Origin of the sequence: Nocardioides panacihumi, from assembly GCF_039530925.1 — a bacterium.
Taxonomy (GTDB): domain Bacteria; phylum Actinomycetota; class Actinomycetes; order Propionibacteriales; family Nocardioidaceae; genus Nocardioides; species Nocardioides panacihumi.
Map to the genome: position 1 here is coordinate 1,465,291 of NZ_BAAAPB010000001.1, position 17,585 is coordinate 1,482,875.

Here is a 17,585-nt window from a genome sequence, read left to right on the forward strand (position 1 = left end):
CCTCAGCTCGTGGTGATCGCGAAGACGTGCAGCGTTGGCGTGGTGCAGGCTTGGGTGAAGTTGCTGCCCAGGCTGGGCAGGGTGATCGACTTGATCGGCTTGTCCTCGTAGCCGGGCTTCACCGGCACCCGGAGGTGGTAGAGGGCAGGCTGCTTCGCCGTGCTGGTCGTCGTACCGGTGTCGTAGTAGGGGAGCCGCACCGCGAGGGTCACCTGGGTGTCACCGACGGGCGTGGTCCCGTTGAGCCAATCGGGGACGGCGTGGATCGGCGTGTCCGTGATCATCAGGTCGCCGTCGGGGTTGGCCGGGTCGATGTGGTTCATCGAGAGCTGGATGCTCGCGCCGGTCGGGGTGGTACCGCAGGTGCTGGCGACGAGCAGATCGACCGCTGAGGCAACGGGGTAGTTGCCGTTCGCATCTGTCGGCAGGGGGAGCGTCTGGCCGCCCGCCATGGTGTTGTCCGTGCCGTCGGCGTTCTGCGCGGGCATCGTGAAGGTGACGCCGTCGACCACCGGCCGGGCTCCAGGCCCGAAGCCGGCTTGCGTCATCGCCTGGAGCGATAGCGCCGAGTCGCTGCTGCTGGGGCCGAAGTCGCCGGCCGTTCCGTCGCTGGTGATCCCGTTGTTGTTGAACGATGCCGCGAACGATCCGAAGGTGACGTTGTTGACCGGCACGACGTTGAAGAAGTCGATGCCCGCGGAGCGACCGTGGTCGTGCAGACTGCTGATCGCGACGCCGCCGTAGGTGCCGTTGTAGACGTAGTCGCCGCTGCTCGCGTTGGCGCCCACCACCTTGACGGTCAGCTTGTGCGGACCGGGCAGGAGCATGGCGCCACCGAGGTCGACGTACTTCGTCGCGGTCGTCGCGCTGTAGGTGTCGACGCTGACCTCCTGGCCGTTGAGCGAGACGGGCCGCCCGTCCAGCTCGAAGGTCAGGATGCCGTAGTGGTTCGCCAGGGTGACCTGGACACCGAGCCCGTAGTACGCCGACAGCGGCACGTCGAACCCGTACGTGAAGCGTGCCGGCGTCTCCGGGGTGCCCGCGGTGGCGACGAGGTGTGACTGCGCACCGGCCGACCAGATCGCGCTGGTCCCCTCGCTGTAGACGGGGTAGCCGGCGCCGAAGTTGAAGGCCGGGTCACCCTGGCCCTCGGGCTGCGTCGGGGTGATCGCCTCGGCCTCGTGCTGGGTGGCGCCCTCGCCGGGGAAGGTCGGGGCGACGTAGAAGACGTACGCGGCGGACTGCCCGGACGTGTTGTGGGCGCCGTCGAAGGCCTTGGCGTAGACGGTGTGGTAGCCGGGCGTCAGCGTCGTCGGCAACGTGACGCTGCCCTTGCCGGACGTGGCGGTCACCATGCCGCCGGTCTTGGTGGGCGTGGTGGTGTAGGCGCACGTCGTGTCGGTCGGCAGCGGCTCGCCACCGCTGGTGTCGAAGGAGTAGGTGAAGGCCGCGACGTCGCTCGCGCCGGCGAATGTGATCTGGCCGGGCGTGCCCTGCGGTGCTCCCCACGACCCTTGCGGGTAGTCGAAGCTCGAGATCGTCGGGGCCGCGGGTGCGACGTGGTCGATGGTGAAGTAGTACCAGCCGGTGTAGCCCGAGCTCTGGTCGGCGGTGTCGGGGGAGAGGCTGACCGCCTTCACCCGCAGTGCGTAGGCGTCGTCGGCCATCGCCGCGGTGCTGTTGGTGTTGCTGCTGTTCGTGGTCCAGGCCGTCTTGGTGTTGCTCGGCGCCGAGACCGCGGTGGGGTTGTAGCGCACCGCGGAGGAGCCGGCAGGGTTGGTGTAGATCTGGTAGAGCAGGCCCACGTTGCCGGGGTTGGGGTTGTAGTCGATGGCAGAGGCGTAGACCGTCGGCGTCTGGTCGCGGGTGTAGCGCGGCTTGCCGCTGCAGTCGACGCTGGCGGCCAGGTCGAGGTTCGCGGGCACCGACGGCGGGAAGTCGAACGAGACCGTGATCGAGGGGTCGTTGCCGAACTTCTTCCACTGGTAGGCGTTCGACTCGTCCGGCGCGGAGAGGTTGAAGTTGAGGACCTTGGTGTCGGAGCTGGCGGCGCTCTGCACGTAGTCGACGACGTTGGCGTTGTTGAAGATCAGGTTCCCGGTGCCGCAGTCCTCGCTGTAGGCCTTGGAGTCGCTGTCGAGCTTCGCCGTACGCGGGCCTCCCCAGTTCGTGGAGGAGGAGAACGAGCCGGCGGACCAAAGGTCGGTGGGCTCCGGAGTGCTGCAGTTCGCGGCCTGGTGCTTCTGCAGGGCGTACACGGTCGCGCTGTAGACGTGGGCCGCCGTCGGCTTCCCGGTCAGTGCGGCGACGTTGAGCCCGAAGTACGACCGGGACTTGCCCTGGACGCTCGTGCAGCCGGACCAGCCGCAGTACCCGACCCGCATCACCTCGGTGGAGTCGTCGAAGTAGTCCCAGCCACCGCTGTGCACGGTGAGGTAGTGGTCACCGGAGAGTCCGTCGTTGCGCGAGTTCGACATCGACGGGTCGATGAAGACCGGGTACTGCACGTCAGGACCCGTCAGTGCGGCGTCCGCCGGTGTCAACGTGAGGTGCCCGCGTCCGGTGCCGTGCCGGCCGTCGGCGGCGGTGACCGCGAGCGGGAGGCGGTTCACGTGGCCGTTCGCGGAACGCGCGCTGCCCCGCCCTCCTTGGAGTCGCTCGGGGGCGGAGTCCCACATCACCGGGGCGGGTCCGGAGAAGACGGGCGCTCCGTCGGCCCCGACGGCGGCGATGCCGCCGTCAGCGTCGCTCTGCAGCGACAGGCCGCGGGCGACCGTGTCGAGCCGCAGGGTCCGCAGCGCCGGGTTGGCGGCCGCCTCCGCGTTGCGCACCACGAGCACCTCCCGGTAACCCTCGGGGTAGGCGATGAGCCGCAGGTCGACCCCGGGGAGGACGTCGGCGTACGTCGCGGTGTCGCCGGAGACCGTCGGCGCCGGAAGGGTCGAGGGCCAGTGCAGCTCCACCGAGTCGGCACCGTGCGCGAGGGTGAGCAGGGCCTGGTCGCCGCCACCGGAGAAGCTGACGTCCATGGCGGTCGACGACGGTGAGACCGAGCCGTCGGCGTTGCGGTGCAGGGTCGTGTCGATGGCGTGCCACGACCCGTTCCGCTTCACCCGTACGGCGGCGGTGTGGGAGTCCAGGGTGAAGGTGCCGTCCGGCTGAGCCAGCACCTGCGTGGTCTCGGTCGTCTGGGAGGCCACCTCCACCGGTGTCCCGGTGGCCTCAGCCTCGCGCGCCGCGTCGCCGTACTCGCCCAGCGGTTCGCCCACCGGCTGCCCGGTGGCGGACGCGGAGGGCGGGGCGGCGGTGGCGGCGACGGACGGGAGGACCGCGCACGACCCGAGCAAGAGCGCTCCCGCCGTCAACCAGCTGGACCGGCGGCGGGACCCAGCCCACCAGGACGACGTTGACATCCCGAGACCTCCTCGACCCCCACGCCCCGATGGGTGGCGGCCCGGCGCACTCTAGGGCCGCAGGTTTTCGCCCCACAAGACCCGTTCGGAGGATGTCGGGTCCGGCCGTCAACGGCTAGATTCCCGCTCGCCATCGCCTCGGGGGCGACCGTCGTCGCCGATTGGCTCATTGGAGGTCGCCGTGCGCCGTCCGTCCGTTCTCCTCGCTTCCACGCTCACGACCGTCGCCACCACCATCGCCCTGGTGGCCACCAACCTGAGCCTCGCCCCGCCGGCGGAGGCGGCAGTGAAGGTCAAGGCCCCGGCGGTCCAGCGTGAGGACCCGCTGCCGCACACGGCCGTTCAGACCGGGGTGCTGTCGCCGGCGGGCCGGCCCGCGCGACACCCACGCACGGACACCGTCTGGCCGCAGGCGGCGACGGGGTCCGTCGACGTCGCGCCGGCGGCGCAGGGATCGACGGCGAAGGGATCGACGGCGGCGCGACGTGCCCAGCCGATGCGGGTGGGCGCGACGCCCGTCCTGGTGGGCGCGGACCGTGGAGGCGCTGGCCGGGCCTACCGGGCCAGCGTGGCCTCGCACCAGCAGGCGGTCCGCGCCGGGCTGACCGGCGTGATGTTCAGTGTCGACTCGGCCGACTCGGCCGACTCGGCCGGGGAGAGCCGGACCGTCGGGATCGACTACTCGTCGTTCGCGCATGCGGCAGGCGCCGACTTCGGCAACCGGCTCACGTTGGTGGCCCTGCCGGACTGTGCGCTGACGACCCCCGAGGTGCCCGCCTGCCAGACCCAGCGACCGCTCCGCACCGTCAACGACGGGCAGCAGCAGTCGCTGACCGCCGTCGCTCCGGCGAGCACGACGACGTTCGCCGCGGTCGCGGCCCCCTCCGGCTCGAACGGCACATTCGCGGCCAGCTCGCTGGCAGCCAGCGGCACCTGGGCCGTGTCGGGCTCCTCGGGCAGCTACGCCTGGCAGTACCCGGTGCCGGTGCCGGCGAGCCCCGGCGGCGGGCCCGCCGAACCGAAGGTGGAGATCGCCTACAACTCGGGCTCGATCGACGGTCTCAACTCGGCCACGAACAACCAGTCCTCGGCGTACGGCGAGGGCTGGGACTACCAGCCGGGCTACGTCGAGCGCACCTATCGCTCCTGCTCGGACGACACCTCCCTGCCCGACGCCCAGCAGACCGGCGACCTGTGCTGGGAGGACGATGTCATCACGCTCGTGCTCAACGGCAAGTCGACCGCGCTCGTGCGCGACGACAGCACCGGTGACTGGCACCCGGCCCAGGACGACGGCGAGCGGGTGGAGAAGCTCAGCGGCGCCGACAACGGGGCCCGCAACGGCGAGTACTGGAAGATCACCACCGCCGACGGCACGCAGTACTTCTTCGGGCGGGACGTGCTCCCCGGCGGCACGGCGGCCGACGCCACCGACTCGGTCTCGACCGTGCCGGTGTACGGCGCCCACGCCGGTGACCCGTGCTACGACTCGAGCGGGTTCGGCGCGTCCCGATGCCTGCAGGCGTGGCGCTGGAACCTCGACTACGTCGAGGACACCCACAACAACGCGGCGGCGTACTACTACAACACCGAGACCAACTACTACGGCGCCGACAAGGGCACCGACCCGGTGAAGTACACGCGGGCGTCCTACCTCAGCCGGATCGACTACGGGCTCCGGAACGCCGGCGGCTCGATCTACGGCTCCGCGGCCCCCGAGCGCGTCGTCTTCGACGCCGCCGAGCGGTGCGAGCCGACCGACACCTTCGACTGCGACGCCAGCAAGTTCAACGCCACCAACGCCTCACACTGGCCGGACACCCCGCAGGACCAGGACTGCGACGCGACCGGGGCCTGCGACACCCACAGCCCGACGTTCTGGTCGCGGAAGCGGATCACGACGATCCGCACCCAGGTGAGCTCGGGTGCCGGCTACGACGACGTCGACACCATCAAGCTCGGTCAGTCCTTCCCGACCGAAGGTGACCCCGAGCTCGGCCTCGACTCGATCACCCGCACGGGAACGGCCGCCGACGGCAGCAAGGTGACGCTGCCCCCGATCACCTTCCTGAGCCAGCTCAAGGCCAACAGGGTCTACGGCTACAACGGCCAGCCCGAGATGCTGCACTGGCGCCTGACGCAGGTGAACACCGAGACCGGCCAGATCATCACGGTCCACTACAGCGGCGACGACGACCAGGTGGGTCGCGCCAAGCCGCTGTGCACGGCGTCCACCGTGCCGAGCGACCCGTCGCAGGACACCTCCGAGTGCTTCCCCGTCTACTGGACGTCCCCGGGCTCGCAGGACCCGATCCTCGACTACTTCCACAAGTACGTCGTCACCGAGATCGATGTGGTCGACCGGAACGCAATCTCGCCGACGCGGATGACGACGTACACCTACGTCGGCAACCCGGCCTGGCACTTCGACGACAACGAGGTCGTGAAGCCCAAGAACCGCACCTACGGGCAGTTCCGCGGCTACGGCACGGTCGAGACGCGGACCGGCAACCCGAACTCGACCTCCAACGGGGTCGCGGACAAGTGGACGCTCAGCAAGGCGACGTACCTGCGCGGCATGAACGGGGACCGGCTGCCCGGCGGCGGCAAGCGGTCGGTCACGGTCACCGACTCGCTGGGCACCAGCTACCCGGACGACAACCCGCTGTCCGACACAGCGCTCGAGGTGCGCACCTTCCTGGGCGACACCGCCACCCAGGTCGACTCGACGATCACCGATCGCGAGGTCGTCGCCACCACCGCGACGCGCGCCCGCACCGGCATGGAGGACCAGCAGGCGACCGTCGTGCGGGCCACCACCACCCGCAAGATCGTGAACCTCGCGGCCGGCGGCACCACCACCGTCACCACCGCGAGCACCTTCGACAAGTACGGCCGGCTCGCGCAGGAGTCGGAGACCGGCACCGGGCTGGCCGCGAAGTGCACGCGGACCAGCTATGCCCAGGACACGTCGAGCTGGACGATGACCAGGCCGAGCCAGACGCAGGTCTCCGCACAGGCCTGCCCCGCGCTCGGGACCGCGCTGTCCGGGGTGCTCTCCGACGCCCGTCGCTACTACGACGGCTCCTCGACCCTCGGGGAGCTCACCGGTGCCGGCAACCCGACCACGGTGCTCACCGCGACCGACTCCGGCCACTTCGCCAAGGTGACCCAAGCCTTCGACGTCCTCGGGCGGGTCACGGCCAGCACGGTCTACACCTCCGCCGCCGACACCACCGGGCGCACCACCCGGACCGTCTACACGCCGGCGGTCGGTGGTCCCGTGACGGAGATCGACACGGTCAACGCGCTCAACCAGACCAGCCGCAGCGTCGTCGACCCGGCCCGCGGCGTCCCGCTGCACAACGTCGACGTCGGCGGTCTGGTCACCGATGCCGCGTACGACGCGCTCGGCCGGCTCACCGCGGTGTGGTACCCCGGCCAGGCCAAGGCCACAGACCCCGCCAGCATCACCTACGCCTACCAGGTCGACCCGACCGCTCCGCTGGCCGTCACGACGAAGACGCTGGTCGACAACGGGGTCGCCGCGGCGTACCGCACCTCGGTCAGCCTGTACGACGGCTTCGCCAACCTGCGCCAGACCCAGACCGACGCCGCCAACGGCGGACGCGTCCTCACCGACAGCTACACCGACTCCCATGGCTGGGCCATCCGCACCAACAACCGCTGGTACACCACGGGCGCGCCCAGCACGACACTGATCACCACCGCCGATGGCGGTATCGACTCGCGCACCCTGGTGACCTACGACGGTGCCGGTCGTCAGGTGCAGAGCACCGAGTACAAGGGCACCACCGCCGGTGCGGTCACCAAGACGATCTACGGCGGCGACCGCGTGACCATCGTCCCGCCCGCCGGTGGTGTGACCACCACGAAGATCTCCGACCCCCGCGGCCAGACCATCGAGATGGATCGCTGGACCGTCGCTCCGACGATCACCGGCAGCGTCGTCAGCGGCGGCACGGCGCAGCGGACGACCTACCACTACGACGCGAAGGGTCGACAGGACTCGGTCACCAACGCCACCGGCACCACGTTGGCGACCACGTGGACGAGCACCTTCGACATGGCCGGCCGGGTGGTCAGCAAGACCGATCCCGATGCCGGAGCGTCCTCCACGACTTACGACGACGCCGGCGACGTCACCTCGACGACCGACGCCAAGCAGCAGACGCTGGCCTTCGTCTACGACCCGCTCGGACGCAAGATCGAGACCCACAGCGGCACGGCCAGCGGCACGCTGCTCGCCTCGTGGGAGTTCGACACCTTGATGGCCGGCAAGCTCACCAAGTCGACCAGGTACGCGGCGAGCGGGAACGTCACGATCGCCAGCAGCGGCTTCGACAGCGCGGGCAACCAGAAGGGCACCACGACGAGTCTGTCGGAGCCCGGCTTCCTCGGCAGCTACACCACGAGCTACACGTGGTCCTCCACGCACCTGATGACCAGCCAGACGCTGCCCAGCACCGTCACGAGCGGCGGGGGCGTCGCGGCGGAGACCATCAGGTACGCCTATGACGCCGCCGGCAACCCGGCCAGCACGACCGGCATCAACGCCTACGTCTCGGCCAGCAGCTACAGCCCGTACGGCGAGTCCAACCAGTACACCCTCGGCGTCAACACGCTCACCGGCTGGCTGACGTACACCCGGGACGCCCAGACCCGGCGCATCACCGGGGTGAACCTGTCCGGGCAGACGGCGCCCTCGCAGCTGGAGAACGTCGCCTACACCTACGACCTCTACGGCAACGTCACCCGCACCGTGGACACCCAGGGTGCCTCCGGCGCGGCGGTCGAGACGCAGTGCTTCAGCTACGACGCGGTCGCGGTGCTCACCCAGGCGTGGTCCTCGACGGACAGCTGCGCGACCAACCCGACCACGCTCGGCAACAACACGAAGGTGGGGGGTCCGCAGAAGTTCTGGACCACCTGGACCGTGGACGGGGCCGGCAACCGGACCAAGCAGGTGCAGCACGCCGTCCCCGGGTCCACCACGCCTGATGTGACGGCTACCTACACGATGGCGTCGGCCGGCCACCTTCACGCGCTGAGCGGCATCAGTACCAAGGTCGGCACCGCGACCCCGACGACCGCCGCCTACGGGTACGACGCGAACGGCAACATGACCGCGCGCGCCGGACAGGCGATCGCCTACGACGCGGAGCAGCAGGTCAGCTCGGTGACCGTCGGGACCAGCACCTCCTCCTACGTCTACGACGCGGACGGCAACCAGGTCCTACGGCGCGACGGCGGCACGACGACCCTGTTCCTGCCCAACCAGGAGATCACGTACACGGCGGCCACCAACGTCACCAACGTCGTCAAGTACTACACGCACAACGGCACCGTGGTGGCCCTCCGCGTCAACCGGAACAACCCGACCTATCTCATGTCGGACCTCCACGGATCCAAGCAGGTGTCGGTGAACCCGAGCACCTGGGCCGTGACCCGTCGCTACCTCGACCCCTACGGCAACGCACTCGGCACGGTGACCGGCGGGACGTGGCAGGACCAGCACGGCTTCCTCGACAAGCCGCGCAGCTCCCTGACGAGCCTGACGGACGTCGGCGCACGGAAGTACGACGCGTCCCTGGGTCGGTTCATCTCGGTCGACCCGATGCTGGAGATCTCCAGCCCGCCCCAGCTCAACGGCTACAACTACGCGGGCAACAACCCGGTCAACAACACCGACCCGACCGGCATGATGTTCCCGCCGGACTTCGGGCCGAGCTCCTCGTCGAGCTCGACCGGCGGCTCCTCGTCAGCCTCGACGCCGAGCTCGCCCTCGGCCGGTGGGTCCACGCCGAGCAAGGACTACACGACGCGGCACAACGAGGCGGTCGCCTGGGCCATGGTCATCATCAGCGCCCAGATCGAGGCTGTCGGTGGGGACCTGTCGGGCCTGCGGCCCAGCACCATGGTGCCGGGTGGCAGCAAGAAGGGGAACGGCAACAACGGCTACGCGGACATCACCTACGACGACGGTCAGACCATCTTCGTCTGGGAGGTCAAGAGCGCCGGCCAGGCCGCGAAGGCGACCCCCGAGGCCACCTGGTACGCCAGCAAGCTCCGGATCGCCAACCCGGACCGCTCGGTGGAGCTCGGCTGGTCGATCGGCGGACCGCACCAGAACCCCGCGAACGGTGACGACGTCACCGGCACCGGACCTGGCGCGATCGTCTACAACAACGGGCCGGAGAAGCCGATGCCCAAGAGGGTGCCGCGTCCGGTCCCCGTCCCGGCGCCCGACCGGGTCCCGATCCGGGTCCCACAGCCGACGCCCGTGGAGCCGCCCAGCGCGCCCGCAGGCGGTGACGACGGCGGCCACTGGTGGGATCCGCCCGGCTGGCTCGCCCCCGTCGCCGGTGGCGCGCTCATCGTCGGCGGTGGCCTGGCCTGCGCGACCGGTGTCCTCTGCGAGATCGGTGCACCTGTCATCATCGGCGGCGGCGCCCTCGCCGCAGGCTGAGAAGGGAACGACATGGCGAAACCGTTCGACCAGGTGGTCCGCGACCGCATCGCACCGGTGGCGAAGGATGCCGGTTACACGAAGAAGGGACGGCTGTTCATCCGGGAGGACGAACGCGGTGACCGGGCCGTCCTCGAGGCGAGGCAGCACCGGCTGGGGCAGCACGACGCGGAGTTCTTCCTCGACGTGCACGTCCAGCCGCGGATCTGGCGCGACTACCTGACGCAGGACGGCGGCGACACCCATGCCGGGATCTGGTCGGACCGGCTGCGGCCGCCTGGTCAGCGCGCCGGGGGGATGTCGGACCTCTGGTCGTTCGACCTGGCGGACGAGGCCTCCGGCCGCGTGCTGTCCGAGGCGGTCGCTGCGGCGCTCCCGGCGCTGGTGCGCCTACTCGACGCCGACAACCTGCTGCCCCTGGTGAGGGCGAAGAACGCGGCGACGGGTCGGCCGAGCGCGACCGTGGCAGCGCTGCTCTGCACCCAGGGGCCCTCCGAGGAGCTGGAGGCGTTGCTCTCCACGCTCGAGCAGGAGGACCCGGACGAGCGGCCCGGTTTCGACATGCCCGCGTACGTCGGCTTCCTGCGCGCCTGGATGGCCGACCACGCGCCGACGCAGCGCTGAGCATGGGCTTCTCAGGATCGTTCGTGCTCGCGCGGTCGGCGCCGGGCGGGATCGGCTGGGTGGGCGAGCCACTGACGGCCACGACGTACGCGGACTCGTGGACCTCGGCGTCGTACGACGGCGAGGACGCCTTCTGGGACCGTGACCGGACGCTGCGCCGGTTGGTGGAGGAGACGCAGAGCCCCGCTCTGGTCGGCCTCTGTCTGGACAGCGACTTCCTCGGAGTGGTCGGCGTGTCTCCCGACGGCGCGACCTGGAACGGGGTGGTCTACCGCGACGCCGCCGAGGAGTATCGGGAGGAGGGCCTGGAGGAGGAGTACGACGAGGTCGTCCCGAGCTTCGCGCCACCGGACACGGCCGTCGCAGGCGCCCTCGTCTGGGCGTCGCACGCCGGGGGCCTGGCCGACGAGGACGCGCTGCGGCGCATCCTGACCACCTCGGAGTGGGTCCAGCCCGCTGACGCGTTCTGGGAGGAGCTCGTGAACGCGCTCGGCGTTCCGGCCGGCTGATCGACGTTCCGGCGACTCCGTCGGTGTCGGCGATGAACGCAAAGCTCACTGGCGAAGTAGGTACACCTCCAGCCACCTCTGTACCGCCCGCACGTGCCGGCGGATGCACGCGTCAAAACACTCAGTGCTGTCGATGAACACAGGGAGCTGGGGGCCGTTGTTCCACTTTCCGGCGCCGGTCAGATGATCGAGGGGAAGGGTTCCGCGCTTTCGAACCCGGTAGAGATTCTTCTGGTACTCCTCGCAAAGAACGTTGAGGTGCTCTTCGACGATCTTGAGATGTCCAGATGCATTGGCCACCACGCGGAGCACTTTGCGGTGGGGGTCCCACGCGGCTGGGACACGGGGTGCTTCCGGGTCGTCGAGGCAGCCGACGGTGATCTCGTCTGGTTTGACCCGCCCCTGCAGGTAGACCGCTCGATCGCTGAGTTCCTCGAAGGTGAGCTGCCATCTCATGAGGTCGGTCATCAGGTCCATGTACGTGGCACGGTCGATCGCAGGCGGGCGCCCTGGTGCAGATCGGGTCCGGGCCTCCAGGTGTCGGCGAACGCTCTTCACGCCGTTGTAGGCCGACAAGAGCTCATTGAGGAACTCTGCGACCCTCACGTCGAGACGTCGACGCGCCTCAGCCATCTGCTGGAACTGCGTCGTGGCAACCGTGACCAAGGCCCCCAACGTCACGATGCCCAGCACCTCAACGCTGGTAGCCATCACCTCGTGTCGCAAGGACGCTTGATCGCTCTGCGGCCCTCCGTATGCCAGGTTGAGGGAGAAGGCTGCGGTGCCGATGACAACGACAAAGAGACCGATCGGAATGACGACCCGGTGGCGCCTCAGCCAATGGCTCATCACGGGCACCCTCCGATCCAGTGCCTGAGGACGGCCATCCGCTGAAGCCGAAAACGTCAAGGCCGAGCCCCATCAGTTCGGGCTCATCGTCCCGCAGATTCGGGCGGTGCGCCACAGCGAGGGCCTTGATCGCTGCGCGCCAGCGCAGGCGTGAGCTGTCGACCACCAGGGAGGTTGCGATGGAAGCCGGACGTCGCCGCCCGCCGACATCAGTCCAGGACGCCGACCGTGTAGAAGACGCCGAACAGCACGATCGCTATCAGGCCGGCGACGGTCGCCAACCAGCCCCGGTCGACCCAGCGATGCTTGCCGAGGGTGTTCTGGGACAGGACGACGATCTGCGAGGCAAGGGCCTCCACCTCGAACTCGTCGTCGGCAGTCATCAGGTAGTCGGACATGACCTTGGCGCGTTCGGCGCCCTCCGCGGCGCGGCCCGTCGACAGTGTCGCGATCATGCCGAACCACCAGGCGACCTGCGGGGTCAGCGGGTTGGGTCGGCCGTCTGCATCGAAGCCGTGGAGGCGCCGCAGGGATCGGTCGTCGAGTCGTGAGAAGAGGCAGAGGACCGCGCAGACGAGGGCGGCGACCACGCATGCGGCAGCGACGACCAGCGCGCTCAGGGCGAGATGGCTGGCGCCGTCCAGACGACGGTGCAGCTCGTCCGGGCTCGCGAAGGCGGTCCCGGTCACGACGGTGACGATCAGGCCGTTCAGCGTCACGATCAGCTGCGCCTTCGAGTCCGCCACCTTGTACCAGTCGAGCGCGGCGGCGTAACAGTTGCGCAGGTAGTCGAGGGCGGCGTTCGGGGTCGCCGCGCCGGTGTCGTCTGCAGAAGACATTCCGGTCTCCAGTGGATCTTCAAGAGCGTGGCACCAACCACCGTGACACTCAGCGCTGTCTGGTGCCACCCGCACGAAATGACTAGCCCGGATGGGCCAACCCGCTAGCCCTTTCGTGGTCGCACGGTCAGTCGACCCCCGACGGGTGTCACCTCCAGTGGCGACTGACCGTCCCGAGCGGCGCGCAGTCAGATGGTCGGACAAGCGTTGTCCCCGGCCGAGTTGAGGAGGGCCCACCATGGCACGTCAGGCCGCAGACCTCGAGGACGAGCTCGAGGTCGAGTTGGAGGACGAGTTGGAAGTCGAGTCCGAGTGGGAGGGCGAGGACGAGGACGAGCTCGAGGTCGAGTCCGAGTGGGAGGACGAGGACTTCTTCCCGGGCATCGGAGGCGTCGTGAACGCGATCGGCGGCATGCTCGGCGAGGAGGAGGACGAGCTCGAGATCGAGGGCGAGATGGAGGACGAGGCGTTCCTCGGTCTCCTCGGGCCGATCGCGAAGATCGCGGGCGGGCTCCTGAGTGGCGGCGGAGGCGACGGTGAGTCCGAGTGGGAGGACGAGGCCGAGGCGGAGGAGGAGGCCGAGGAGTTCTTCAAGCAGCTCAAGGGCGCCTTCCGCAAGGCCGCGCCCTTCCTCCGGACCCTGGCCAAGACCGCCGGACCCCTCGTCGCCACCGCCATCGGCGGGCCGGCGGCCGGGGCCGTCGCCCGTGCGGTGACCTCGCAGCTCGAGGGCGAGATCGAAGGCGAGCTGGAGGCCGAGTTCGAGGAGATGGCCGCCGCCCCGCTGGCCCCCTCGCAGAGCTTCGCGGAGTACCTCGCCGCGCAGGCGGCCGCCACCGAGTCGGAGGCAGAGGCGGAGGCGCTCGGCGGAGCCGCGGCGTACTCGGCCATCCACCCGGCCGACCGGCGCGAGCTCGAGCGGCTGCTGCCTCACCTGCTCCGCGGTGCGGCCACGATCACCCGGATGCTGCACGGCAACCGCGCGACGAGGCCAGCCGTCCGCCTGGTGCCCGGCATCACCGACAGCGCCACCCGGAGTGTGGCGCGTCGCATCGCTGCCGGCGAGCCCGTCGGCCCGGTCGAGGTCGGCCAGGTGATGGGCGCGGCCACGGCCCAGGCGCTCTCGCCCGGGATCGCCAGGCAGGCCGTGCTCCGCCGCCACGCGCGCGGGCTCACCGGTGCGCGCCGGCGCTACTACGGGCGTGGCTACGGGCGTGGATGGCGAGGCGGCTACTACGGGCGCCGTACGGGTGGGCAGGCCTACTCGGGGCTGGGGCGGTCGGGCCGCCGCTACGCCACGGGTCGAGCCGCGACCGTGCGGCGCCAGCCGGTCCGCACCCGCGTCGGCACCGGAGCGGTCGGCCGTCCGAGGCCCGGCTACGTCCGGATCACCACGCCCGTGCGCGTCCCGCCGAAGGCCGGCCGCCCCGCCCGCGTCGTGCGGGTCGTGAGCGACGTGCGCGTGCCGCGAGGCGCGGTGCCCGCCGGGCGGCCCACGAGTGCTTCCAGCCGCCGCCGGTAGGCGCCATACCAACCAGCACTGCCCAACCACTGACATCGACCGAGCGGAGGGACGACATGGCGTCCGCACTGAACCGGAACTACCCGGCGATCCAGGGCGAGCTCGAGGACGAGTCCGAGCTGCTCGAGCTGGAGGACGAGCTCGAGGACGAGCGTGACTTCGAGGACGAGTTCGAGGCGGAGGACGAGGACGAGGACTTCCTCGGCGCGATGGGCGGCCTCGGCCAGGCCCTCAGCGGCATCCTCGGTCAGGGCGAGGCCGAGGACGAGGTCGAGTTCGACTTCGAGGTCGAGGCTGAGACCGAGGAGGAGGCGGAGGACGAGTACGAGGACGAGGCGTTCGTCAATCCCGTCCATCGGATCTACCCCGACGCCGAGCTGATGGCACACCTGTCCGCCAAGGCGGCCCAGGCCCCGAGCGACGCGGAGGCCGAGGCGTTCTTCGGCGCGATGACCTCGATGGCCTCCAGGCTCGTCCCACGCGCGGCCGGTGTGTTGACGCGCAACGCCCCGGCACTGATCCGCGGCACCTCTGCACTGGGACGGCGACTGCGCCAGAACCCGTCGACACGCAAGTACGTCGTCGCGATGCCCGTGATCCTGCAGCGCACCGCTCAGAGCCTGGCCGACCAGGCCGGGTCCGGGCGTGCCGTCACCGCCGACACCGCGATCGCGACACTCGCGCGGATCGCCGACAAGGTGCTGCGGGCGCCCGCGGACCGCAACAGGGCCGTGCGTGCCGTGAACACCTTCGACCGCCGATACCGCCGGCGCAGCCGGCGCCCCCTGCCTGCGGCGCGCCGCCGCACCCAGCGGACGGCTCCGCCTCGTCGCGTCGCCAGGCGACGCGCCCGGCGCTGACCCGGCGGACCGACCGGTCCTGGAGGGGAGGGACGATGCCGTACCTGACCGACCTCGCAGCCGTCGCCAGGAAGACGAGCCTCGACGTGATCGAGGTGCCGGGCTGGGAGACGCGCGGCCGGGGCGAGATGAGCGACGTACGCGCCGTCGTCTGCCACCACACGGCGACCCTCAACCGGACGGACGACATGCCGTCGCTGCCCACGCTGATCAACGGCCGCTCGGACCTGGCCGGTCCGCTCTCCCACTTCGGGCTCTCACGCTCCGGCAAGGTCTACGTCGTCGCCGCAGGGCGCTGCAACCACGCCGGCACGGTCCAGAACCCGTCCTGGGGGAACAGCCACTCGATCGGCATCGAGGCCGAGGCGACGGGCACGGACTCCACCTGGCCGGAGATCCAGATGGCGGCGTACGCGCAGCTGTGCCGGGTCCTCGCCGACCACTATGGCCTGAGCGTCTCGGCGGTGCTCGGGCACAAGGAGGTCGCCGATCCACCGGGCCGCAAGATCGACCCGAACTTCGACATGACGGCGTTCCGCCTCCGCGTCAGCGCGCTCGGCGGCGCGCCGGCCCCCGCACCCGTCCAAACCACTGTCCCGACCCCGCCGCCCGTTCCGTCACCGGCCTCGACGCCCGGATCAGCGTCCTGGTGGTCGTGGGTGCCGTCGCTCCCGTGGTTCGAAGGGGAGACCGAAGGCACCGGAGGCGCCACGCCCGTCGCTCGTCGAGGCGACCGGCGCGCGGGGCAGGATGTGCTGCCTCTCTACCTGTCCGGGCAGGCCCTGAACGTACGCCGCCACCTCGACTCGCTCCGCGACTTCCGCCGCGACGAGTTCGGCTCGCAGCCCGCTCGCCCCAGCGAGGGTCACGTCCAGGCCGTGAATGCGCTCCTGGCCAAGCTGCGACGTCCGTTGATCACCGCCGTCGAGAGACTCGAGCGCGCCGCGGACGCCGCCCAGACCCGGCCGACCGAGGTCAGGCTCAGCCGGGCGATGAGCATGAAGACCCAGGCCCACGACCTCGTGCGGGCGACCGAGCGCGTGTGGGACTTCTACTTCGAGCTGTTCGGTCAGCGGCAGAGTGCGTTCGGCGAGTGGCTGGACGCCTGCGACCGGATCACGCTCGACTGCTACCAGCACGTCTTCATGCACCTCGGTGTCGAGCGGAGCATCCCTGCGCCGCCCCCCTTCTGCTACATGCGCACCGGGTTCTCGCCGGCGACGTTCCGGCGGGGCATCCCGCTCCGTCGTCTCGGGCGACAGCTGAACCCCTTCCCGCTCGTGCAGCTGCCCTACCACCGGATGGTCAACCCCTGGACCATGGGCGCGATCCTGCACGAGGTCAGCCACAACCTGCAGAACGAGCTGCAGCTCGAGCAGGCGGTGCCCTCGTCGATCGGCCGGCACGTGCGCGCGGCGGGCGTGCCCGCGCCGGTGACGGCGATCTGGGTGAGGTGGAACCGCGAGATCTTCGGAGACATGGTCGGGTGCATGCTCGGCGGCGAGGCGTTCATCTCCTCGCTGATGGACGTGATCGGCCGATCGCCGGCGCAGAGCCTCGGCTACTCACCGCACGGCGTGCACCCGACGCCGTACCTCCGGCTGTTCCTGTCGTGCGAGCTGTTGCGTCGGATGGGCTTCGAGGAGCGTGCCAGGGAGCTCCGGCGCGCCTGGACGCAGCTCTACCCGTCGCCGCGAGGGTCCAGCATGCCTCCCCAGCTGCTCGCCACCGCCGACCGTGCGATCCCGGCTGTCGTGGACGCCGTCTGCTACACGCCCTTCCCCAGCCTGGGCGGCAAGGCCCTGCGGGACGTCATCTTCTTCGAGCCCCGCCATCAGGCGATGATCGAGGAGGCAGGACGTCGGCTGGCCAAGGGCATCGACCCCGGGGTGGTGCCCGAGCGGTTCATGATCGGAGCCGTGCGCTCGGCGTTGGACCGGCGCCTCGCCGAGCCCGATCGCCTGATGCGCAACTTCTACGTGCAGCTGGCGAGGCGGTGATGGACGTGACGCTGCAGGAGAGCCGCGAGGCCCTGCGACTGGCGGTCCGCAACCTCTGGCTGGCCGTCGCCGAGCTCGTGCTCAACGCCAATGACGACCAGCCGGTCCAGAGCGACCTCGCCTCCGCCGAGCACGTCGCCGAGCTCGCGGTCGAGGTCCAGGCCCGGCTCGCGCAGGCGGTCGCCGGAGTGGACGGCGCGTCGCCGGTCGACGCGCGGCAGGCCTCCCTCGAGCTCTGCGAGGTCGAGCGGCTGCTGCGCGAGGCGGGCCTCATCTACTGGCGGGACCTGCGGGCTCACGGACCGGTCTCGCAGCTGCGCAGCTCGACCCAGCGGCGCGGCGGCGCCTGGCCTTCGTGGTGGACCGGCGTCGAGCAGAGCCTCCAGCGCTGCGAGGAGCCGCTGGTCGCCGCCGGCCAAGCCGTCGGCGCGGCCTGGCGTGAGCTCGTCACCAGCATGCCGCCGCGACCGTGAGCACTT

General features: G+C 70.3%; 10 protein-coding genes. 7 read left to right on the top strand and 3 right to left on the bottom strand.

Features of this window, described 5'->3' with window-relative positions; translation table 11 throughout:
- Positions 1-2: 2 nt before the first annotated feature.
- Positions 3-3,413 carry a hypothetical protein gene (locus ABD205_RS06860; RefSeq protein ID WP_344043739.1) on the bottom strand — a complete coding sequence of 1,137 codons (3,411 nt, stop codon included), beginning with the start codon at positions 3,411-3,413 and terminating at the stop codon, positions 3-5.
- Positions 3,414-3,594: 181 nt separating this feature from the next.
- On the opposite strand from ABD205_RS06860, the gene ABD205_RS06865 reads away from it, so the two are divergent.
- The 3 genes from ABD205_RS06865 to ABD205_RS06875 are packed head-to-tail and all read left to right on the top strand — an operon-like array spanning position 3,595 to position 11,036.
- On the top strand, positions 3,595-9,903 hold the full coding sequence (locus ABD205_RS06865) for an RHS repeat-associated core domain-containing protein (RefSeq protein ID WP_344043741.1): 6,309 nt from the start codon (positions 3,595-3,597) through the stop codon (positions 9,901-9,903).
- Between the two features lie 12 nt (positions 9,904-9,915).
- On the top strand, positions 9,916-10,527 hold the full coding sequence (locus ABD205_RS06870; protein ID WP_344043743.1) for a hypothetical protein: 612 nt from the start codon (positions 9,916-9,918) through the stop codon (positions 10,525-10,527).
- Positions 10,528-10,529: 2 nt separating this feature from the next.
- The gene (locus tag ABD205_RS06875) at positions 10,530-11,036 is read left to right on the top strand and encodes a hypothetical protein (RefSeq protein ID WP_344043745.1); all 507 of its coding nucleotides are present in this window, start codon (positions 10,530-10,532) and stop codon (positions 11,034-11,036) included.
- A 45-nt stretch (positions 11,037-11,081) separates the two neighbouring features.
- Here the strand turns inward: ABD205_RS06875 and ABD205_RS06880 are convergent, their stop codons facing one another.
- Positions 11,082-11,885 (bottom strand): hypothetical protein, encoded by an 804-nt coding sequence (locus ABD205_RS06880; protein WP_344043747.1) that lies wholly within the window; start codon positions 11,883-11,885, stop codon positions 11,082-11,084.
- A 209-nt stretch (positions 11,886-12,094) separates the two neighbouring features.
- Positions 12,095-12,724: a Pycsar system effector family protein gene (locus ABD205_RS06885; protein WP_344043749.1), complete on the bottom strand. Its 630-nt coding sequence runs from the start codon at positions 12,722-12,724 to the stop codon at positions 12,095-12,097.
- Between the two features lie 238 nt (positions 12,725-12,962).
- Between ABD205_RS06885 and ABD205_RS06890 the strand changes: the two genes are divergently transcribed.
- The 4 genes from ABD205_RS06890 to ABD205_RS06905 are packed head-to-tail and all read left to right on the top strand — an operon-like array spanning position 12,963 to position 17,579.
- Positions 12,963-14,246: a hypothetical protein gene (locus ABD205_RS06890; protein ID WP_344043751.1), complete on the top strand. Its 1,284-nt coding sequence runs from the start codon at positions 12,963-12,965 to the stop codon at positions 14,244-14,246.
- 56 nt (positions 14,247-14,302) lie between these two features.
- Positions 14,303-15,106, top strand: a complete 804-nt coding sequence (locus ABD205_RS06895; protein ID WP_344043753.1) for a hypothetical protein — start codon at positions 14,303-14,305, stop codon at positions 15,104-15,106.
- 35 nt (positions 15,107-15,141) lie between these two features.
- On the top strand, positions 15,142-17,106 hold the full coding sequence (locus ABD205_RS06900) for a peptidoglycan recognition protein family protein (RefSeq protein WP_344043755.1): 1,965 nt from the start codon (positions 15,142-15,144) through the stop codon (positions 17,104-17,106).
- Positions 17,107-17,111: 5 nt separating this feature from the next.
- Positions 17,112-17,579: a hypothetical protein gene (locus ABD205_RS06905; protein WP_344043757.1), complete on the top strand. Its 468-nt coding sequence runs from the start codon at positions 17,112-17,114 to the stop codon at positions 17,577-17,579.
- Positions 17,580-17,585: the final 6 nt, after the last annotated feature.